This is a genomic window from Amycolatopsis sp. PS_44_ISF1 (genome assembly GCF_032335455.1).
Classification (GTDB): domain Bacteria; phylum Actinomycetota; class Actinomycetes; order Mycobacteriales; family Pseudonocardiaceae; genus Amycolatopsis.
Genome location: NZ_JANUXO010000005.1, coordinates 342364 through 362797 on the forward strand (window position 1 = coordinate 342364; position 20434 = coordinate 362797).

General features: G+C 72.2%; 19 protein-coding genes and 2 pseudogenes. 12 read left to right on the top strand and 9 right to left on the bottom strand.

The genetic code is table 11. The features are described from left to right. Nucleotides 1-234: 234 nt before the first annotated feature. Nucleotides 235-492, bottom strand: a pseudogene (locus NYF13_RS35020) (Gfo/Idh/MocA family oxidoreductase); the annotation flags it as partial. A 178-nt stretch (nucleotides 493-670) separates the two neighbouring features. Here NYF13_RS35020 and NYF13_RS35025 point away from each other — a divergent pair. The 9 genes from NYF13_RS35025 to NYF13_RS35065 all read left to right on the top strand — a co-directional run bounded on the left by NYF13_RS35025 (nucleotide 671) and on the right by NYF13_RS35065 (nucleotide 9253). Further along, nucleotides 671-1624, top strand: a complete 954-nt coding sequence (locus NYF13_RS35025) for an ABC transporter substrate-binding protein (protein ID WP_315662372.1) — start codon at nucleotides 671-673, stop codon at nucleotides 1622-1624. Continuing rightward, a complete protein-coding gene (locus NYF13_RS35030; RefSeq protein WP_315662374.1) occupies nucleotides 1611-2501 on the top strand; it encodes an amino acid ABC transporter permease in 891 nt (296 codons plus the stop codon). Before NYF13_RS35025 ends, NYF13_RS35030 begins: the two co-directional genes overlap by 14 nt. Further along, the gene (locus tag NYF13_RS35035) at nucleotides 2494-3261 is read left to right on the top strand and encodes an amino acid ABC transporter ATP-binding protein (RefSeq protein WP_315662375.1); all 768 of its coding nucleotides are present in this window, start codon (nucleotides 2494-2496) and stop codon (nucleotides 3259-3261) included. Before NYF13_RS35030 ends, NYF13_RS35035 begins: the two co-directional genes overlap by 8 nt. After that, the gene (locus NYF13_RS35040) at nucleotides 3258-4985 is read left to right on the top strand and encodes an aminotransferase class V-fold PLP-dependent enzyme (RefSeq protein ID WP_315662376.1); all 1728 of its coding nucleotides are present in this window, start codon (nucleotides 3258-3260) and stop codon (nucleotides 4983-4985) included. Before NYF13_RS35035 ends, NYF13_RS35040 begins: the two co-directional genes overlap by 4 nt. A gap of 282 nt (nucleotides 4986-5267) precedes the next feature. Beyond that, the gene (locus NYF13_RS35045; protein WP_315662377.1) at nucleotides 5268-6170 is read left to right on the top strand and encodes an ABC transporter ATP-binding protein; all 903 of its coding nucleotides are present in this window, start codon (nucleotides 5268-5270) and stop codon (nucleotides 6168-6170) included. Further along, nucleotides 6167-6901 (top strand): ABC transporter permease, encoded by a 735-nt coding sequence (locus NYF13_RS35050; protein WP_315662378.1) that lies wholly within the window; start codon nucleotides 6167-6169, stop codon nucleotides 6899-6901. Before NYF13_RS35045 ends, NYF13_RS35050 begins: the two co-directional genes overlap by 4 nt. A gap of 59 nt (nucleotides 6902-6960) precedes the next feature. Then, on the top strand, nucleotides 6961-7614 hold the full coding sequence (locus tag NYF13_RS35055) for a hypothetical protein (RefSeq protein WP_315662379.1): 654 nt from the start codon (nucleotides 6961-6963) through the stop codon (nucleotides 7612-7614). Beyond that, nucleotides 7611-7928, top strand: coding sequence for a transcriptional regulator (locus NYF13_RS35060; RefSeq protein WP_315662381.1), 318 nt, complete (start codon nucleotides 7611-7613; stop codon nucleotides 7926-7928). Before NYF13_RS35055 ends, NYF13_RS35060 begins: the two co-directional genes overlap by 4 nt. 2 nt (nucleotides 7929-7930) lie before the next feature. After that, nucleotides 7931-9253, top strand: a complete 1323-nt coding sequence (locus NYF13_RS35065) for a DNA polymerase IV (protein WP_315662382.1) — start codon at nucleotides 7931-7933, stop codon at nucleotides 9251-9253. Here NYF13_RS35065 and NYF13_RS35070 read toward each other — a convergent pair. Further along, complete coding sequence (locus tag NYF13_RS35070; protein WP_315662384.1) at nucleotides 9219-10106, bottom strand: LysR family transcriptional regulator; 888 nt, start codon at nucleotides 10104-10106, stop codon at nucleotides 9219-9221. The two genes, NYF13_RS35065 and NYF13_RS35070, sit on opposite strands and share 35 nt — an antisense overlap. A 70-nt stretch (nucleotides 10107-10176) precedes the next feature. Between NYF13_RS35070 and NYF13_RS35075 the strand changes: the two genes are divergently transcribed. Both NYF13_RS35075 and NYF13_RS35080 read left to right on the top strand, forming a co-directional pair. Then, a complete protein-coding gene (locus NYF13_RS35075) occupies nucleotides 10177-10494 on the top strand; it encodes a hypothetical protein (RefSeq protein ID WP_315662386.1) in 318 nt (105 codons plus the stop codon). After that, the gene (locus tag NYF13_RS35080) at nucleotides 10491-11237 is read left to right on the top strand and encodes an SDR family oxidoreductase (RefSeq protein ID WP_315662388.1); all 747 of its coding nucleotides are present in this window, start codon (nucleotides 10491-10493) and stop codon (nucleotides 11235-11237) included. The genes NYF13_RS35075 and NYF13_RS35080 overlap by 4 nt, the downstream gene beginning before the upstream one ends. 127 nt (nucleotides 11238-11364) lie before the next feature. Here the strand turns inward: NYF13_RS35080 and NYF13_RS35085 are convergent, their stop codons facing one another. From NYF13_RS35085 to NYF13_RS35100, 4 genes are all read right to left on the bottom strand, one after another. Beyond that, nucleotides 11365-12045: an FCD domain-containing protein gene (locus tag NYF13_RS35085; RefSeq protein ID WP_315662389.1), complete on the bottom strand. Its 681-nt coding sequence runs from the start codon at nucleotides 12043-12045 to the stop codon at nucleotides 11365-11367. Nucleotide 12046: 1 nt separating this feature from the next. Continuing rightward, a complete protein-coding gene (locus NYF13_RS35090) occupies nucleotides 12047-13087 on the bottom strand; it encodes an ABC transporter permease (RefSeq protein WP_315662390.1) in 1041 nt (346 codons plus the stop codon). Beyond that, nucleotides 13084-14619, bottom strand: coding sequence for a sugar ABC transporter ATP-binding protein (locus NYF13_RS35095; protein ID WP_315662391.1), 1536 nt, complete (start codon nucleotides 14617-14619; stop codon nucleotides 13084-13086). Before NYF13_RS35095 ends, NYF13_RS35090 begins: the two co-directional genes overlap by 4 nt. 69 nt (nucleotides 14620-14688) lie before the next feature. Continuing rightward, on the bottom strand, nucleotides 14689-15651 hold the full coding sequence (locus NYF13_RS35100) for a substrate-binding domain-containing protein (RefSeq protein WP_315662393.1): 963 nt from the start codon (nucleotides 15649-15651) through the stop codon (nucleotides 14689-14691). A gap of 565 nt (nucleotides 15652-16216) precedes the next feature. Here NYF13_RS35100 and NYF13_RS35105 point away from each other — a divergent pair. Beyond that, complete coding sequence (locus NYF13_RS35105) at nucleotides 16217-17308, top strand: CapA family protein (protein ID WP_315662394.1); 1092 nt, start codon at nucleotides 16217-16219, stop codon at nucleotides 17306-17308. A gap of 24 nt (nucleotides 17309-17332) precedes the next feature. Here NYF13_RS35105 and NYF13_RS36880 read toward each other — a convergent pair. The 3 genes and pseudogenes from NYF13_RS36880 to NYF13_RS35115 all read right to left on the bottom strand — a co-directional run. Beyond that, nucleotides 17333-17777: pseudogene (locus tag NYF13_RS36880) on the bottom strand (hypothetical protein); the annotation flags it as partial. 103 nt (nucleotides 17778-17880) lie between these two features. Next, entirely contained in the window at nucleotides 17881-18909 is a 1029-nt protein-coding gene (locus NYF13_RS35110) for a family 2 encapsulin nanocompartment cargo protein polyprenyl transferase (RefSeq protein ID WP_315662395.1), read from the bottom strand. Nucleotides 18910-18934: 25 nt separating this feature from the next. Continuing rightward, nucleotides 18935-20320, bottom strand: coding sequence for a family 2B encapsulin nanocompartment shell protein (locus NYF13_RS35115; RefSeq protein ID WP_315662397.1), 1386 nt, complete (start codon nucleotides 20318-20320; stop codon nucleotides 18935-18937). Between the last annotated feature and the right edge of the window lie 114 nt (nucleotides 20321-20434).

The window sequence follows — 20434 nt, forward strand, 5'->3', positions numbered from 1 at the left end:
GGCCACGCTAGCGGTTGCCCCGGGCCGCCGGCTTACGCCGGTGCTCCCGGGTTTCGCGCGGGGGTGGCCGCCGGCGGTTACGGCGTGGGGAGCCGTGGTTCCAGACCGGCCGCCCGGTAGATCCCTCCGCGCAGCATCGCGTCCGCGAGTCGTACGACGGGCGGCGCCCGAGGCCAGGATCTCCGCCATCCGCAGGGTGAACGGGTGGTACCGGTAGGGGAAGGCCTCCATCACCACCAGGCCCGATGCGGCGGCGGCCCGCGCGACGGCGGCGGCCTCGTCCGCGTTCGCGGTGAACGGCTTCTCGGCCAGGACGTGCTTGCCCGCTTCCAGCGCGGCGAGGGTTAAGCGGCCGTTCGGAGCGGGGATGCGCACGGCGGCCAGCGACGGGTCCGCGAGAAGCGCCTCGTAGGTCGGGTGGACGTGGGCGATGGCGTGCTTCACCGCGAATTCGGCGGCGCGGCGCGGGTCGCGCGCGGCGATGGCCGCCACCTCGACCTAGGCGTTCGCCCGCGCGGGCCGGACCAGCGCGTTCGGCCCGATCCGGGCGGCTCCCAGCACTCCGATCTGCATAGCGGAAACCTGGATTCCAGCGAATTCCAACCATTCGTTGACCTATTCAACAACGAGTTGTAGCGTTCGCGCCATCCCGACGCCCTGGAGGTCCCCGATGCCGTCGCCGTCCCGTACCCGCGCCTGGCCGGCTGCTCTGGCCGCCGCCCTCGTCCTGGTCACTTCGGCCTGCGGAGGCGGCCCCGACGGGGCCGGTGGCTCCACGCCGCCGGACGGTTCGGCCGCCATCCCGGACAACGCCGCCCTGATCACCGCCATCAAGGCCGATCCGCGGCTCACGGCCGCGCTGCCGCCCGCCGTGGCGCAGGCCAGGACCCTGCACCTCGCGTCCAACCTGCAGTCGGCGCCGAACAACTTCTACTCCGGCGACGGCAAGACCCCGATCGGCTACGAGGTCGACCTGGCCAAGGCGGTCGGCGCGAAGCTCGGCGTCACGGTGGCCTACCAGGACATGGCGTTCGGCTCGCTGATCACCAGCCTGCAGTCCGGCCGGGTCGACCTGACCATGGCGGCGATGAACGACGCGAAGGAACGCCAGCAGCAGGTCGACTTCGTGGACTACTTCTCCTCCGGCATCACGATCATGGTCGGCCGGGGCAACCCCGAGTCCGTCACCGGCCCGGACGCGTTGTGCGGCAAGAACGTGGCCGTGGTCCAGGGCACCAGCCACCAGAAGTTCGCCGCCGCGCAGAGCGCGAAGTGCGCGCAGTCGGGCAAGCCGGCCATCACCGTCACGGCCACCGACAGCGACACGCAGAACCAGAACCAGTTGCGCACCCGCCGCGTCGCCGCGATCCTCAACGACCTGCCCAGCGCCGTCTACATCTCGCGCACGGCCGGCGACGGCAAGTTCTTCGAGGTCGTGCCCGGCCAGCCGATCGAGGGCGGGCCGTACGGCATCGGCTTCGCCAAGGCCAACCCGAAGCTGCGCGACGCGGTGGAGCAGGCGTTGCAGTCGCTGATCGCCGACGGCACGTACGGCAAGATCCTCCGGTCCTGGGGTGTCGAGCAGGGCGCGGTGAAGGAGGCGGCCGTCAATGGCGGAAGCTGAACTGCTGCCGATCGTCCGGCTGAAGCACTGGGGGCGCTGGGTCAGCGCGGTGGTCATCGTCGCGCTGCTGGTGCTGCTCGGGTTCGCGCTCGCGCAGGCCCAGATCGAGTGGGACTCGGTACCGGACTTCGTGTTCTACCGCGTGATGGCGCTCGGCCTGCTCAACACCGTGGTGCTCGCGGTGTTCGCGCAGGCGGTGGCGATCGTGCTCGGCATCCTGATCGCCCTGCTGCGCCGGAGCGCGAACCCGGTGGCGAAGTGGTTCGCGGCGGCCTACACCTGGCTCTTCCGCGGGCTGCCGGTGCTGCTGCAGATCCTGATCTGGTACAACCTGGCGCTGATCTTCCCGACCATCTCGATCCCGCTGCCGTTCGGCGGCCACCTGCTCCACGAGCAGACGAACGTGCTGATCAGCGCGTTCACCGCGGCGCTGCTCGGGCTGGCGCTCAACGAGAGCGCGTACATGGCCGAGATCGTCCGGGCCGGCCTGAACAGTGTCGACAGTGGACAGACCGAAGCCGCGAAGTCCATCGGCATGACCCCGCGCGCCACGCTGCGCCGGGTGGTGCTGCCGCAGGCCATGCGGGTGATCATCCCGCCCACCGGCAACGACTTCGTCAACCTGCTCAAGGGCACGTCGATGGCTTCGGTGATCGGCGTGACCGAGCTGATCCACGCGGCCAACAACATCTCCTCCAACAACCTGCTGGTGATGGAGACGCTGATCGCGGCGGCGATCTGGTACATGGTGGTGGTCAGCGTGGCCGGGGCCGGCCAGCACTACCTGGAACGCGCGTTCGGCGCAGCCGGGCGGGGACCGGTGGCGCGGGCGGGGAAGGCCTTGCGCGGCATGCCTTTGAGGAGGGCCCGTGCCTGAACCACTGCTGCGCGCGGTCGGCGTGCGCAAGAGCTACGGCCACACCGAAGTCCTGCGGGGCATCGACCTGGAGGTCCACAAGGGGCAGGTGGTCTGCCTGCTCGGGCCTTCGGGTGCGGGCAAGAGCACGTTCCTGCGCTGCCTGAACCACCTGGAGACGATCGACGCCGGGCAGGTGTGGGTCGACGGCGAGCCGATCGGCTTCGAGCTGCGCGGCGGGAAGCTGTACGAGCTGCGGGAGCGCGACGTGGCCCGGCAGCGCCGTGACATCGGCATGGTCTTCCAGCGGTTCAACCTGTTCGGGCACCGCACGGCGCTGGAGAACGTGGTCGAAGGTCCGGTGCGGGTGCTCGGGGTGAAGCCGGACCGGGCGCGCGCCGAGGCGCTCGAGCTGCTGGACCGCGTCGGACTCGCCCACCGGGCCGACGCCTACCCGGAACAGCTCTCGGGCGGCCAGCAGCAGCGGGTGGCGATCGCGCGTTCGCTGGCGATGAAGCCGAAGCTGATGCTGTTCGACGAGCCCACCTCGGCGCTCGATCCGGAGCTGGTGGGGGAGGTGCTCACGGTGATGGGTACGTTGGCGCGGGAGGGGATGACGATGGTGGTCGTGACGCACGAGATGGCCTTCGCCGCCGAGGCGGCCGACGAGGTGGTGTTCCTCGCCGACGGCGCGGTGGTCGAGACCGGTCCGCCGGAGCGGGTGCTGAAGGCGCCGGAGCACGAGCGCACCCGGCAGTTCCTGGCGCGGGTCCTGTCGTGACGCGGATTTCACCCCGGTACCTGCTGCAGTTCGACGAGCCCGCGGGCTATCTGGACTTCGCGCGGTTCGGCCCGCCCTCGCACGCCGTGCTCGACACCACGGCGCGGCTGCTGGAGGAGACCACGGTGGCCGGACCGTCCACCGTGGACGAGCTGATGCGGCAGGAGACGCGGGCCAAGGCGGCGGCCGCGCGGCTGTGCGGCAGCGACACCGACCACACCGTGCTGCTGCCGAACACCAGCCTCGGGCTGTTCCAGGCGGCGTTCAACTCCCCGGGCGCCGAGGTGCTGGTCTCGGCCGCGGAGTTCCCGGCCAACACCTACCCGTGGGCCCGCGCCGAGCAGGCCGGGCTGGTGAAGCTGCGGCGGCTGGCGCCCGGCCCGGTGACGGCGGACCGGGTGGCCGCGGCGCTGACCCCGGAGCTCACCACGGTCTCGGTCAGCGCGGTCGACTTCCGCACCGGCTACCGGGCCGACCTCGCCGCACTGCGCGAGGTGGTGGGCGATCGGCTGCTGGTGGTCGACGGCATCCAGGGCTTCGGCGCGACCGAGGCGCCGTGGGAGGTCGCGGACGTGCTGGTGGTCGGCGGCCAGAAGTGGCTGCGCGCGGGCTGGGGCACGGGGTTCGCCGTGGTGTCCGACCGCGCGCTGGAGCGGGCGGAGCCGATCCTGTCGGGCTGGACCGGAGCCCGGGACCCCGGCCTGTTCGACAACGAGATCCACCCGGCCGAGACCACGGCGGCGGGCTGGTCGATCTCCAACCTCAGCCCGGTCACCTCCGGCGCCTTCGCCGCCGCGCTGGAGCTGGTCGAGGAAGCCGGGGTCGGCGCGATCGCGGGCCGGATCGCCGAACGCGTCGGCTCGCTGGAGGAGGTGCTGCGCGCGTGCGGGGCGGAGATCGTTTCGGCGACCGGGCGACGGGCGGGCATCCTCGCGTTCACGCTGCCCGGCCACCCGGCCGAGCAGGTCGGCACGGCACTGGCCGCGGCCGGGATCGCGGCGACCGTGCGGCCCGAGCACGTGCGCCTGTCGCCCCACGCGTCCACCCCGGTGGCCGCCGCCGAGCATCTGCGCACGGCGTTGGAAACCCTGACCCGGCCCCGGAAACCACACCCGGTGGCGCCGCCCGCCGCCTCGGGCGCGGCCTCGCCGGAACTGCTCAGCGCCTTGGTCCCGGCGGTCGAGGGCCTGGCCGCGATGCTGGGCCCGGGCAACGAGGTGCTGCTGCACGATCTGAGCCGCCTGCCGGATTCGATCGTCGCGATCGCCGGTGACCTGACCGGCCGCACCGTCGGCGGCCCGATGACGGACCTGCTGCTCGGCCTGGTCCGCCGCGGCACCACCCAGGACCTGACCAACTACCGCACCCACGGCCCGGACGGCCGCGCGATCCGCTCGTCCACCCTGTTCCTGCGCGACGCTTCGGGTACGGCGGTGGGCTGCCTGTGCGTGAACAGCGAACTGCCGGGCGCGGCGCAGGCCGAGGCGCCGCGGGAGACCTTCCCGCCGGATGTGGACAGCCTCCAGCGCTTCCTGGTCACCCGCGCGATCGGCAAGGCGGGAATCCCGGTGGAGCTGATGAAGAAGCGCCACAAGGCGGCCGTGGTGCGGGAACTGGACGAGGCCGGGTTCTTCCTGATCAAGGACGCGGTGGACCACCTGGCCGGCCGGCTGGAGGTCACGCGGTACACGATCTACAACTACCTCAACGAGATCCGGGGTTGAGCAGGCGCGGCCACCGCCCGGACCCCGGCCCGGGAAACCGCCACCGCACAACGATTCCACCGTGTCAGCGGCGGTCGACGCCCGAGGACTCCGGCCGCACCGGCTGAGACCCGCGGTGTGGGGGAGCGCATCGCGCTGCCTCGGCCACAGCACGTGCTCCGGGCGGGGCCGCTGGCCAAGACGGGGCTTTTCATCGCAGGGAGGTTTGTGTTACAAAGTTGCTCGTCGGGTTTGCGCGGCAAAGTCGTGGCGAAGGCGCGGCGAGATCGACTGGGGGAAGAGATGGACGAAGCATTCAGCCTGCGCGGGCTGAGCAAGCGGTTCGGTCCGGTGACGGCCGTGGACGAGCTGTCGCTCGAGGTCGGCCGGGGTGAGGTGGTCGCGTTGCTCGGCCCCAACGGGGCGGGCAAGTCGACCACGGTCGAGCTGCTGCTCGGGCTGATCCGTCCGGACCAGGGGCGGGTGCGGGTGTTCGGGGGCGAGCCGCGGGCGGCGGTCGACGACGGGCGGATGGCCGCGATGGTGCAGAACGGGTTCCTGCTGCGGGACGTCACCCCGGCCGAGCTGGTCGGGCTGCTGCGCTCGGTGCACCGCACCCCGCGGCCGGCGCGGGAGGTCCTGGAGCGGGCGGGGGTCACCGAATTCGCGAACCGCCGCTGCGGCCGGCTCTCGGGCGGTCAGCTCCAGCGCGTGCGGTACGCGCTCGCGCTCACCGGCGACCCGGAGCTGCTGGTGCTCGACGAGCCGACGGCGGCCATGGACGTGGACGGGCGGCGCGCGTTCTGGGCCTCGATGCGCGAATTCAGCGCCACCGGGCGCACCGTGCTCTTCGCCACGCACTACCTCGCCGAGGCCGAGGACTTCGCCGACCGCGTGGTGCTGATGCGCCACGGCCGGGTGGTCGCCGACGGGCCGGTGGCGCAGGTCCGCGCCGCCGTCTCCGGGCGGGTGCTGCGCGCCACGGTGCCGGGCGCGGACGAGTCCGCGCTGGCCGCGCTGGCCGGCGTCACCACCGCGCGGGTCCGGGCCGGGCGGGCCGAGCTGTCGTGTGCCGACTCCGACCTCGCGATCCGCGCGCTGCTCGGCCGGTTCCCCGAGGCCGCGGGGATCGAGATCACCGCCGTGGGCCTCGAAGCGGCGTTCCTGGCCCTGACCGCCGACGAGCCGGAAGGGGCACTCCGATGAACTTCGTCCACCTGCGCCTGGAGATCCTGCGGATCATCCGCAGCCCTCAGTTCGCGCTGTTCACCATCGCGGTGCCGCTGGGCATGTTCCTGCTGTTCGACAGCCTCTTCGGCGACGGGACCGGGCCGGACGGGATCCGGACGGGCGTCACCACGATGATCGACATGGGTGCCTACGGCGCGATGAGCGGCGCCCTGTTCACCGGCACCCGCGTGGCGACCGAGCGCACCGACGGCTGGCAGCGGCAGCTACGCCTGACCCCGATGCGCGGTCCGGGCTACCTGGTGGTCAAGCTCGCCGCCGCACTGGCCATGGCGTTGCCCGTGGTGCTGGTGGTCTTCGTGGCCGGCGCGCTGGGCGGGGTCGATCTGACCGCGGCGCAGTGGCTGCTCTGCGGGCTCGCGCTGTGGCTCGGCGCGCTGCCGTTCGCGGTGCTGGGATTGCTGCTCGGGCTGTTCGGCCAGGGGGACACGGTCGGCGCGATGACCGGGGCGCTGATGCTGCCGCTGGGGGTGTTCGGCGGACTGTGGATGCCGCTGTCGATCATGCCCGCGTGGATGTCGGCGGTGGCGCACTTCTTCCCGACCTTCTGGCTCGGCCGGGTCGCCACGCTGCCGGTGAGCCACGGGAGCGGGTTCGGCCTGGCCGTGGTGGTGCTCGCCGCGTGGCTGGTGGCGCCCGCGGTGGTGGTGGTCCGGCGGTTCCGGCTGGACACGGCCAAGGTCGGCTGAACGACGTGTTAGCTTCCGCGGGAGCATGCGGGGCCGGCACGGAGGGAGGGTGAATCGGGGTGGAAGAAGATGAAACGCCGCTGTCGGCGGAGGAGTCGCTGAGCCTGATCGCCCGGCAGAACGAGCGGATGCGCCGGGAGCTGGGGGCGAGCCCGGCGCGGCTGCTCGGGGTGTGGGCCTTCGCGTGGCTGGTCGGCTGGGGGCTGGTGTACCTGGCCGATTCCAGCCACGCGAAACCGCTCCTGCCGAACTGGGTCGCCGCGATCGTGGTGGCGGTGCTGTTCGTCACCGGGATCGCCTACTCCCTCTTCTACGGCAGCCGGGTCAACCGGGGCATCCGCGGGCCGTCTCAGCTCGTCGGCGCGATGTACGGCTGGAGCTGGATGATCTCCTTCGCCGCGCTAGCCCTGGTCAACCTCCGGGTGATGGCGGTGGCCCAGCTGGCCCCGGCGACGATCTCCGTGCTCTGGTCCGGGACCTCGCTGCTGGTCACCGGCGTGCTCTACCTCGCGGGCGGAATGCTCTGGCAGGACAAGCTGCAGTACGGCTTCGGCGTGTGGATCATCGTCTGCGGCGGGGTCAGCGTGCTGGTCGGTGTCCCGGGCAACTTCCTGGTGCTGTGCCTGGCCGGCGGGGGCGGGTTCCTGGCCGCGGCGCTGGTCTACTACGGGCGGGGGCGTCGTGCCCGTTCGGCCGGGACGGGGCGGCGGTGAGCGGGCCCGCGCTGCCCGAACTCGACCCGGTGATCCACGCCCAGGCGCGGCTGCGGGTCACGGTCGCGCTGGCCGGGCTGCGCGCCGAGGACCAGATCACCTTCCCCCGGCTGCAGCACCTGCTCGAGATGACCGCCGGTAACCTCTCCACCCATCTGCGCAAGCTCGAAGACGCCGAGTACGTGCGGATCACCAAGGCCCACGAGCACCGCACCCCGGTCACCCTGGTCCGGCTGACCAGCCGGGGCCGCGCCGCGTTCGAGGCCTACACCCAGGCGCTGCACCGGTTGCTGGACGCGACCGGCGGGAGCTGATCTTGCCCCGCTGGGTGGTCCACCTCGACCTGGACGCCTTCTTCGCCTCCGCCGAGCAGCTCACCCGGCCGACGCTGCGCGGCCGGGCGGTGGTGGTGGGCGGCACCGGCCCGCGCGGGGTGGTGGCCGGGGCGAGTTACGAATCGCGGGAGCACGGCGTGCGCTCGGCCATGCCGATGTCGCAGGCCCGGCGGCTGCTGCCCGCGGGCGCGGTGATCCTGCCCCCGCGGTTCCGGCTGTACGAACGGCTGAGCAAGCGGGTGTTCGACGTCGTGTCCTCGGTCGCGCCGGTGCTGGAGCGGATCTCGCTCGACGAGGCGTTCGCGGAGCCGCCGTCGCTGGCGCGAGCCTCGATCGAAGAGGTGAAGGCGTTCGCCGAAGCCTTGCGCGCGCGGATCCGCGCGGAGACCGGGCTGACCGCCTCGATCGGCGCGGGCACGGGCAAGCAGGTCGCGAAGATCGGCTCGGACCGGGCGAAGCCGGACGGCCTACTGGTGGTGGCGCCGGGCACCGAGCGGGAGTTCCTGGCCCCCCTGCCGGTGCGCGCGCTGTGGGGGATCGGCCCGGTGGCCGAAGCGAACCTGCGCACCATCGGCGTGCTGACGCTGGGGGAGCTGGCGAACCTGCCGGAGGCGGACGCGGTGGCGACGCTGGGCGGCGTGGTCGGGCGGGAGCTGCGCAGGCTCGCGGGCGGCACCGACGACCGCCCGGTGGCCGAGCGCGGGGAGGCCAAGCAGGTCAGTGCCGAGACCACCTTCGACCTCGACGTGGTCGACCTGGCCCGGCTGCGCACCGAGGTCCGGCGGATCGCCACCGGCGCCCACGCGCGCCTGGTCAAGGCCGGCCGTGTCGCCCGCACGGTGGTGATCAAGCTGCGGCACACCGACATGAGCACGGTGACCCGGTCGGAGACCACGGCCTCGCCGACCGACGACCTCGAACAGCTCGCCGCCACCGCGGAGCGGCTCCTGCTGGACCCCGCGCAGTTCGGCGGGGTGCGGCTGGCCGGGGTCGCGTTCAGCGGGCTTTCGGTGCCGCACCAGGACGCGCTGTTCACGCTCACCGTGCCCGCCGCAGCCGCAGCCGAAGCGGTGGTGGCGGTGGAGCCCTCGCCCGGCGGCTCCGCCCCGGTGTCGTCCAGCGGCTGGCGGCCCGGCGACGACGTGGTGCACGCCGAATTCGGCACCGGCTGGGTGCAGGGCGCGGGGCACAACCGCGTGACGGTGCGGTTCGAGACGATGGCCTCGGGGCCCGGGGTGGCGCGGACGTTCGCCCAGGCCGACCCGGCGCTCACGCGGGGCGAGCCGTGGGACTGCCTGGCGTAGCCGAGCCCCGGACCAGGTTCACCGCGGCGGCCACGAAGGACGCGACCAGCGGCCGCCGGTCCCGCTCGTTCCAGGCCAGCACCAGCCGGCTGGGCGGGGCGTCGGAGACCGGGACGCACACCAGCCCGGCCGGAACCGGCTCGGCCAGCGAACGGGGCAGCACCCCGATCAGCCGGCTGACCGTGATCAGGTGCAGTAGCTGGACCACGTCGGCCACCTCGGGGCCGGTGCCCGCGTCGCCGGGGGTGCCGGGCACGCCCGCCCAGCGGGGCCGGACCTCACCGTCCAAATCGGACATCAGCACGGAGGCGCGACCGGCCAGCCGGTGCGTGGACGGGACCACGGCCACCCGGTCCTCCACGTGCAGCGTCTCGTGGGCCAGCCCGTCGAGGTCCTCGAACGGCGCGTACAGCAGGCCGAGGTCGGCCCGGCCGTCGCGGACGAAAGCGGCGCCGCCGGAGGGGGTGCTGAACAGGATGTCCACCCGGTGGGCGTCGGGCTGGTGGGCGTACCCGGCCAGCATCCCGGACAGCAGGTTCGCGTCGCCCCCGGGCTTGAGCACCAGCCGCAGCCGGGCCTGGGGCTCGCCGGCGCGGCGGGCGTTGCGGACCGCGGCGCTGATCGCGTTGAGCGCGTGGCGCCCGTGCTCCTGCAGCGCCTCCCCGGCCGGGGTCAGCGAAACGTGCCGGCTGGAGCGCACGAACAGCCGGACCCCGAGCCGGCTCTCCATTCGCTGGATCGCCTTCGACAGCGCCGGCTGCGCGATGGCGAGCTGGGCGGCGGCCCGGCCGAAGTGCAGCTCACCGGCGACCGCGATGAAGTACTCGAGTTCGCGGGTCTCCAGTTCAATCATTCCCGTAGGTTATCAGTGGATAAGCAATCGATCTTGGACTCCGTGGTCCGGCCGGGCCGATAATCGAGCCATGATCACTCATACGATGCTGGTTTCGTTCACCCAGCCGATCCCCGACGAAGAACTCGATCAATACCTGGCGGACGTGGAACGGGCGGTGGTCGAGACCGGGCTCGCCCCTTCGGTCGCGACCCGGCGGCACCTCGCGGTTCCCGGTGAGGAGGCCGTTCCGGCCCTGATCGCCACCGCGATCGTGCAGTTCTCCGTGCCCGACCTGGAAACGCTGGCGAAGGCGTTCACCACGCCCGCCCTGCACGAGGTGATCGAGCGCTGGCAGTCGCGGCACTCGTACCGGGTCGCCTGGGCCAACCACGAATCGCTGTCGTGAGCGGGGCGGTCCGCCGGACCGGGCTGGTCACCGGGGCCGGCAGCGGGATCGGCCGCGCGGCGGCGCTGGAGTTCGCCCGGGGCGGGGCCGCGGTGGCCGTGCTCGACCTGGATGCGGACGCGGCCGCGGAAACCGCCGGCCTGATCGGCAAAAGCGGCGGGGAAGCACTGGCCGTCACCGTCGACATCGCGGACGAGCAGTCGGTGAAGGCGGCCATCGGGCGCACGGTCGAGGTGTACGGCGGTCTCGACTTCGCCGTGAACAACGCCGGAATGGCTTCGCACGACCGGCAGCTCGACGAGCTGACCCTGGCCGAGTTCGACCGGGTGCTCGGCGTCAACCTCAGCGGGACCTTCCTGTGCCTGAAGCACGAACTGCCGCTGCTCGACGGCGGCGGCGCGATCGTCAACGTCGCCTCCAACGGCGGCCTGTACGCCATCCCGCGCGCCCCCGCCTACGTGGCGGCCAAGCACGGCGTCGTCGGCCTGACCAAGGTCGCCGCGGTGGACTACGCGCCGCGCGGCATCCGGGTCAACGCGGTCTGCCCCGGGCCGACCGACACCCCGGCGTTCGACCGGATCGCGGCGGGCACGGACCTGATCGCGCGGCAGGAGGCGATCACGCCGCTCGGCCGGATGGCCCGCCCGGAGGAAGCCGCGGCGGCCGTGGTCTGGCTCTGCTCCGAAGCCGCGGCGTGCGTGACCGGGATCGCCCTGTCGGTGGATGGCGGGCGACGGGCGTGAGCGGGTCGAGCGGGGAGGCGGCAGTGCACCCACGAGTCGCCCCGCTCGTGCCCCATCGACCCAGGGTGCATCGACCCGGCGGTTCCGGTGCGGGAGCCCCGGCCGGGGCCGGGCTGCACGCGGCGGGTCAAGGTGCCGCTGAGCGGTGCTGCGCCAGGGCTTCCAGCAGCCGGGACGCCGCCTGCTCGGCGCCGTCGGCGTCCTTCGCCAGCACCTTGGTCAACACCCGGGAATGCGCGAGCAGCGTTTCGCCCGCGGGTTCGGGCACCGCGCGCACCGCGGCCAGCACCGGCACCTGAAGCTGCGCGAACAGCGAGTTGCCCGCGGCCCGCACCAGCGCGGCGTGGAACAGCGGGTCGGCTTCGGCGAAGGCCCCGGCGTCACCCCGTTCGGCCGCGTCGGCCATCAGCCCGTAGGCCGCGGCCATCGCGGACAGTTCCTCGGGGCGCCGGTGCCGGGCCGCGAGCCGCGCCGCCTGCGGCTCCACCAGCCCCCGCAGCTCCAGCAGCTCGTCCAGGTGCCGCCGACCGTCGGGGCCGCCGACCCGCCACGCGATCACGTCCGGGTCGATCGCGACCCAGCGCTCGGGCGGCTGCGGCCAGGTGCCCACGCGCGGGCGCGCCGCCACCAGGCCCTTGGATTCCAGCACCCGCAACGCTTCCCGGACCACCGTCCGGGAAGCCGAGAAGCGGCGGCCCAGGTCGTCGGGCACGATCGGCTCGCCCGCCGGCAGGCTGCCCTCGACGATCAGGCGGCCGAGCGCTTCGACGAGACGGGCGTGCAGGCCCGTCCCCGGCGCCGCCGCCACCTCAGGCCGGGAGACCGACGCGGCGCTCCCCGCTGCGCAGCTGCTGGAGCACCACGGCGACCACGAGCAGCGCGCCGTGCGCCACGTTCTGCCAGAACTGGTTGATGCCCAGCCCGGACATGCCGTTGTCGAGCACCCCGAGGATGAAGACCGCCAGCACGGTGGAGACGATGGAGCCCCGGCCGCCCTTGAGCATCGTGCCGCCCAGGGCCGCGCCGGTGACCGCCTGCAGCTCCAGGCCCTCCGAACCGGAGGTGGGCTGGCCCGAGCCGGTGCGCGCGGTGATCAGCACCCCCGCGATCGCCGCGACCACGCCGACCAGCGCGTACACCCCGATGATGTAGCGGTTGATGTTGATGCCGGCCAGCCGGGCCGCCGTGTCGTTGCCGCCGATGGCGAAGATGTTGCGGCCGATGTCGGTGTACTTGAGCAGGAAGTGCAGGATCGCCGCGACGATCACGAGCACCCAGACCAGCGTCGGCAGCCCGAGCACGGTGCCCTTGGCCAGGAAGATGAACAGGTCGTCGGCGCCGGTGTAGCCCTGCGCCTTGCCGTCCGAGACGACCTGCGCGATGCCCTTGTACGTGGCCAGCGTGGCCAGCGTCGCGACCACCGGGTTGACCCGGCCGAAGATGATGATCAGGCCGTTGACCAGTCCGCAGGCGATGCCGGTGCCCACCGCGGCCAGCACGCCGAGCGCGGAGCTGCCGGTGGCCGTGAACGCCATCGCCGAGACCACCGAGGCCAGCCCGGCCATCGAGCCGACCGAGATGTCCAGCGCGCCGAGGATGATCACCAGGGTCTGCACCAGCGAGAGCAGGCCCATGATGGTGACCGCGCTGCCGATCAGCAGCAGGTTGTTGGTGCGGAAGAAGTTGTCGTTGAGCGCGGACAGCACGATGATCAGCACCACGAGCGTGATGATCAGGCTGCTGTTCTGCACGCCGATCCCGCTCAGCACGCGGCGCACCGGCGAGACGGGCTCCGGTGCGGGCGCTTCGGGGCGTTCCTGCGCGGGGCTCGGACGGGTCGGGGTGCTCACGCGCCCACCTCCTGGATGTCTTCGGCGGCCGGCTCCGTCGCCGGAATGGCCAAGGTGAGTACGGCTTCTTCGGTGGCTTCGTCACGGCTGAGCTGGCCGGCGACGTGGCCGGCCCGCATCACCACGATGCGGTCGGCCAGCGAAAGGACCTCGGGCAGGTCGGAGGAGATCACCAGCAGCGCGATGCCCTCGGCGGCCAGGCGCGAGATGATCCGGTAGATCTCCGCCTTCGCGCCGACGTCGACGCCGCGGGTCGGCTCGTCCAGGATCAGCAGTTGCGGACGCCGGGCCAGCCACCGGGCGAGCACGGCCTTCTGCTGGTTGCCGCCGGAGAGCTTGCGGACCTCCTGCTCCATCGACGGCGTTCGCACGCTCAGCTCACGGATGTACTCCGCGACCAGCTCACGCTCCTTCGCCCGCCGGATCACGCGGAAGCGCCGCAGCCGGTCGAGCACGGCGATGGAAACGTTGTCGCGCACGGAACGCTGCATCAGCAACGCGTCCGTCTTGCGCTCCTCGGGCGCGAAACCGATACCGGCCTTCACCGCGTCACCCGGCGTACGGGCTCTCAGCGGCTTCCCGTCCAGCTCCACTTTGCCCGAGCGCACCGGCAGGTCGCCGACGATGGCGCGGGCCAGCTCGGAGCGCCCGGCGCCGACCAGCCCGGCCAGGCAGACGACCTCACCGGCGCGGACCTGGAACGAGATGCCGGTGACGTCGTCCGTGGTCACCTGGTCGAGCCGCAGCACCACCGCGCCGGGTTCCGCGCTCTCGCGACGCTCCAAAGCGGACAGATCCCGGCCGATCATCATGCGCACCAGCTGGTTCTCGTCGGTCTCGCCCGCGGGCTGGACCCCGATCAGCTTCCCGTCGCGCAGCACGGCCACGCGGTCGGCGAGCTGGAAGATCTCCTTCATCCGGTGGGAGACGTAGACCACGGCCACCCCGGAGTCGCGCAGCCGGCGGATCAGCCGGAACAGCGCCTCCACCTCGTGCTCGGACAGCGAAGAGGTCGGCTCGTCGAACGCGACCACCCGCGGTGGGGTGGCCGCGGTGAGCACCCGGAGGATCTCGACGAGCTGGCGTTGCGCCGGGGACAGCCGGCTGCCGATCGTCGAAGGGTCGAGCACCCCTTCGAAGCCGTACTCGGCCAGCGCCTCGTACGTCCGCTGGTTGAGCGTGCGGCGGTTGAACACCCGCGCGCGGGCGGGCAATTCGCCGACGAACACGTTCTCCGCCACGGAGACGTGCGGGATGATCTCGGGCTCCTGGTAGATCACGCGCACACCCGCGGCCATCGCGGCGCGCGGGGTGTCGAAGACGACGGGCGCGCCGTCGAGCCGCAGCGTCCCGTCGTCGGGACCCTGGTCACCGGAGAGCACCCGCAGCAGCGTCGACTTGCCGGCGCCGTTCTCGCCCATCAGCGCGAGCACCTCGCCGGAACGGAACTCCAGCGTGACGTCGTCGAGCGCGGTCACGCCGGAGAAGCGCTTGCCGATGCCCTCGGCGGTCAGCGCGGTGGAACTGGACATGTCCGACCTTCCTCAGGTCACGGCCGGTGGCGCCGGGTCGCCCCGGCGCCACCGGTCACGAGCGGGTGCTCAGGTGCAGTTGACGCCGGCCTGCTTGAAGTTGTCCTTGTTCACGATCTGGGTCTTGGCGATGGTTTCCGGCGGCAGCGCCTTGCCGTTCTTGACCTTGTCGAACAGCACCTGGATCGCGGTGCGGCCGACCTCGGCGCCGGAGATGTAGAGCGAGGACTTGTTGCCGGTGTCCTTGCCCGCGGCCCAGTCCTTGCAGTCGAGGTACGCGCCGAGCCCGACGCCGATGATGTTGTCCGCGGCGACGCCGGAGTTGGCCAGCGCGGTGACCACGCCGGTCTCGTTCTCGTCGTTGCAGCCCCAGACCACCCAGTGCTTGACCCCCGGGTTGGAGCTGATCACCGCGCCACTGCGGTTCTGCGCGTCGACCGGGGAGTTGTCGGTGCCGACGTCGATCACCGGCACGTTCGCCCCGGCGTCCCGGCTGAACGCGGCCTTGGCGCCGTTGACCCGGTCGGTGCAGACGGTGAGGTCCTGCTTGTACGCGCTGATGATCTTGGTGTCGGCCGCGGTCCAGCCCGAGGCCTTGAACAGCTTCGCGGCCTCCTGGCCGACCGAGGTGCCCATCTGCGTGCCGTTGAAGCCGACGAACGCCGCGTTCTGGCCCGAGCCGTCCTTGATCACGTCGTCGGAGGCGACCAGCGGGATGCCCGCGCTCTTGGCCTTGTCGATCACCTGCGGGCCGATCGCCTGGTCCGGCACCACGATGGCGATGCCGTTGGCGCCCTGCGCGACGGCCGCGTCCAGCTCGGTGATGGCCTTGTTGGCGTCCTGGCCGAGGTTGACCACCTTGAGGTCGGCGCCCAGCTCCTTCGCCTTCTCCTGCGCGCCCTGCGCCTGCTCGACGAAGTACTGCTGGTCACCCTGCTTCTGCAGGTAGTACAGGGTGATCTTGCCGTTGGCCGGTGCCTGCTGGGCGGGGGCGCCGGTGTCCTTGCCCGAGGAGCAGCCGACCAACACCACCCCGGCAACCAAACAACAACCAACAACGCTCCAGGCGCGAGACCTGTGCGGGTATGTGGACATCGAGCGCTCCCATGGGGGCCGAGGACGAGTGTTTCGGGCAAGTGAACTGCGAATGACTCGTATTACAAGACACTGGATCGGGTGACGTCAACCACAGATGGCCCAGCAGTTAGCGGACAGATACCTACTCAAAGTGACAGCCCGGCGGGCCTGGGTCGGGCATTAATCGTACTTTTTCGCTTCTGACCAGCGCAGGTCGTGGCTCGTGGTGGGCCTGATGAGTCCGGTCGGTAGTGAGTTTTGTTGTTGACTTAGGTTTGATTACCGTGCGCGAGTGTCGGGCCGGGCTTCCTGTCCGGTGGACATGCGGCAGGATGGACCGGACAGCCGGACAAAGGGGGCAAAAATGGCAGGCGCACGCCGGAGCGCGATCCGGACGAGGGCCACCCGGTCGCTGACGGGCGCCGCCTTGCCGACGGGTGCCGCCTTGCCGACTGGTGCTGCCTTGCCGACGGGTGCTGTCTCACCGACGAGGCCCGCCCTGCTGACGGGTGCCGCCCTGGTGACGGGTGCCGTCCTGCTGGCGGGCTGTGCCGGCGGTGGCGCGGTGACCGTGCCGGACACCAAGCCGTCTTCGTCCGCGTCCGCCGCGCCTTCGCGTGACTCGTTCACCGTGGTCGCGACCGGTGACGTGCTGATCCACCCGAAGCTGACCGAGCAGGCCGAGGCCGACGGCAACGGGGTCATCGACTACCGGCCGCTGCTGGCCGGGGTCAAGCCACTCGTCTCGGGGGCGGACCTCGGAATCTGCCACCTCGAAACGCCGCTCGCGCCGGCGGGCGGGCCGTACAGCGGGTACCCGTCGTTCAACGCGCCGCCGGAAATCGTGGACGCGCTGAAGGACACCGGCTACGACACCTGCTCCACCGCGTCCAACCACACGCTCGACCGAGGTCAGTCCGGGGTCACGCGCACGCTGAACAAGCTCGACGCGGTGGGGGTGAAGCACACCGGCTCCGCCCGCTCGGCCCAGGAGGCCGGGACCCCGCTGATCCTCGACGTGCGCGGGGTCAGGGTGGCGCAGTTGTCGTTCGCCTTCGGCTTCAACGGCATCGAGCGCCCGGCCGGGAAACCCTGGCTGGCCAACCAGATCGACGCCGGTGACATCCTCGCCGCGGCCCGCGCGGCCAAGCGGGCCGGGGCCGAGGTGGTCATCGCGAGCCTGCACTGGGGTGTGGAGTACCAGCACGAGCTGACCGGCGAGCAGGAGGAGCTGGCCGAGGAGCTGACCGCCGCACCGGAGATCGACCTGATCATCGGCCACCACGCGCACGTGGTGCAGCCGTTCGAAAAGGTCAACGGCAAGTGGGTCGCGTTCGGCCTGGGCAACCAGGTCGCCCGCCACGACGAGCCGCGCGGCTCGACCGAGGAGGGCACCGCCGCCCGCTTCCGCTTCACCCGGGCGGACGGGCACTGGACGGTGGACCAGGCGGAGTACCTGCCGTCCCTGATCGACCTCGGCCCGCCCCTCCGCCTGCGCGACCTGACCACGAGCCCGGTCACCCCACGCGGGACGCGGGCACTGGCCGACACCGACCGGGTGGTCCTCTCCCGCGGGGCCGGCGAGCAGGGCCTGACCCGGCCCGGCCGCTAGAGCCGGTCCTGAAAGCCGGATGAGCAGGTCGGTCATGCTCCGATAGGAGGTGGTGGTCTTGTCGAAGTGAGTGGCGATGGCGCGGAACTGCGTGAGGCGGTTGACGCAGCGCTCGGCAACGTGTTGGCGTTGGCAGGTGACGCGGTCGAAGGTTGGTGGTTGTCCACCGGCCCGGCCCCGGCGTAGCCGGTTGGCTTGCTGGTCCCGGTGTTCGGGGGTGGTTGCCGGGATGTGGCGTAGGCGCGGGGAGGAGCGGATGGCCTGGCTGGAGTAACCCTTACCGGCCGGCACCCGCCATCACTGCGTGAACTAGGTGCAGTCGTTGCCGGTGCTACCGGTCGGCATCACCGGCAGCGGCTGCCCGTGACCGTCGCAGGCCAGGCGGATCGTGGTGGTGAGTCTTGGCCTTGAACAGCAACGGCTCGATGACCTGCCACAGCTCATCGGTCAGCTCACGCCTACGCACCACGGCCGAAGATCACAGCAGATCACCCACCGCTTCGAGGACCGGACTTGGAGCCGGTCCTGGAGTGGTCGTGCCGACGGGAACCGGCACGACCACTCCACGAGCCCTAGTGGTCCCGGCGGGTGATCAGCCGCGCGAGCGCCGCGAGCTCCGCGGCGGCGCGCGGGGTGGGGCGGGCCGAGGCCAGCGCGGTCAGGCCGGTGGTGAGCAGGGTGGCGGCCTGGGACCGGCTCCACTCCCGGCCACCGGCCGAGTCCACAAGGGACGCCGCGTGCGCGAGCTGCCCTTCGGAGAGCGAGGCTTCCCGTTCGTAGAGCGAAGCCAGCTCCCGCGCGGCCGGGGTGCCCGCCGCCAGCGCCGCCACCACCGGCAGCGACTTCTTCCGGTTCTGCAGGTCGGAGTACACCGGTTTGCCGGTGGCCGCCGGATCACCCCAGATGCCGAGCAGGTCGTCGACGTGCTGGAAGGCCAGTCCGAGCGAGCGGCCGAACACGCCGAGCCGCCCCACCTGCTCGCCCCGGCCGCCGACCACCAGCGCCCCGAGCGTGCAGGCCACGCCGATCAGCGCGCCGGTCTTGCCCGCGGCCATCCGGACGCACTCGGCCGGGGTGACGTCGCCGCGCCGCTCGAACGCCACGTCCTCGCCTTGGCCTTCGAGCAGATCGAGCACGGCCCGGCCGAGCCGCCGGGTGGCGTCGGGACCGTCGGGGGCCAGCACGTCGAACGCCAGCGCCAGCAGCGCGTCGCCGGCCAGGATCGCCGGTCCGGTGCCGAAGGCGGTCCACGCCGTGGGCCGGTGGTGACGGGTCTCGTCCCGGTCCATCACGTCGTCGTGCAGCAGGGAGAAGTTGTGCACCAGCTCAACGGCGACCGCGGCGGCGACGGCGTCCTCGGGGTCCCCGCCCGCCGCCTCCGCGCACAGCAGCACCAGCGCCGGGCGCAGCGCCTTCCCTCCGCGCCTGTGCGTCGCCCGGCCCTGCTCGTCCCACCAGCCGAAGTGGAAGCCGGCGATCCGGCGCATCGACCCGGGCAGCCGGTCCACCGCCGCCCGCATCGACGGCTCCCACCGGGCCCGGCTCCAGGCCAGCACCTCGGTGACCGCCCGGGCCCCGGTCCGCGCGTCCACGGTCGTCATGTCCGTCCCCTCCCCGGTGCCGGGCTCAGCGCCCGACCTCCACGTCGCCGAGCACGCCCAGCGCGTCCGGCACCAGCACCGCGGCCGAGTGGTAGGCACTGACCAGGTAGGAGGTCACGGCCCGTTCGCCCACGCCCATGAACCGCACGTTGAGCCCGGGTTGGTACTCGTCCGGCAGCGAGGCGGGCCGCAGGCCGATCACCCCGTTGTCCGCCTCGCCGGTGCGCAGCACCAGGATCGACGTGGTGCCGCCCGCGGTGACCGGGATCTTGTCGCACGGCAGCAGCGGCACCCCGCGCCACGCGGTGACGCGCCGGCCGTCGATCACGGTGTTCGCCGGGTACAGCCCGCGCGCGGTGCACTCGCGGCCGAACGCGGCGATGGCCCGGGGGTGGGCCAGGAAGAACCGGGACTTGCGCCGCCGGCACAGCAGTTCGTCGAGGTCGTCCGGGGTCGGCGGCCCGGTGCGGGTGGTGATCCGCTGGCCGAGGTCGGCGTTGTGCAGCAGGCCGAAGTCGGTGCTGTTGACCAGCTCGTGCTCCTGGCGTTCGCGCAGCGCCTCGACCGTGAGCCGCAACTGCTGCTCGAGCTGGTTCATCGGCTGGTTGTAGAGGTCGGTGACCCGGTTGCGGGTGCGCAGGATGGTCTGCGCCACCGCCAGTTCGTACTCGCGCGGCGAGGGGTCGTAGTCGACGAACGTGGTGGGCAGCGGGGCCTCGCCGTCGTGCCCGGCCGCCAGGTCGATGCTCGCTTCCCCGGCCTTGTTGCAAGGTTTTCCCGGGTTCGCCCGCACTTCACGGATGTGCGCGCGCAGGCTCTCGATCCGCCCGTTGAGCCGTTCGAACGCCTCGGCCGGCAGCACCAGCACGATGCAGCGCGTGACCGCCTTCGCGGTGAACGGCCATTCGCCCGCGTCCCCGCCCAGCAGCTCACCGCCGAAGTGGTCGCCCGCGGTGAGGGTGGCGAGGTGCGCTTCTTCGCCGTACCGGCCCGGTGTGCTCCGGCCGATCTTGCCGAAGGCCAAGAGCTGCACCGAATTCAGCGGTGAGCCGGCCGTGACGATCGTGTCGCCCGCCTCGTACTCACGCTGCTCGAAACTCTCGGCCAGCGCCGACAGCGCTTCTTCGTCGCCGAATCCGCGCAGCAGGGGCAGTTCGGCCAGCTCGGCCGGGACCACCTGGACCCGGGCGCCGGTGGTGAAGAAGCTGACCGCCCCGTCGCCGACGGTGTGGGTGAGCCGCCGGTTGACCCGGTACGAGCCGGACGGCACCTCCACCCACGGGAGCTGGGAAAGCAGCCACCGCGGGGTGATGCCGCGCATCTGCGGCCGCGACTTCGTGGTGGTGGCCAGGGCGCGCGCGGCCTGGGTGGAGAGGCTGAGGGGAACGCGGGGTTCTTCCGTGACGGTCATGCGGGTCCTCGCTGGTCAGGACGGGGTGGCGCGGGGGCGGGCCCCGGCCGGATCCGGGCGGCGCTGGTGCCGAGCCCGGTCGGGCCGAAGAGCGAAGGCGGCAACGGGGTGCCC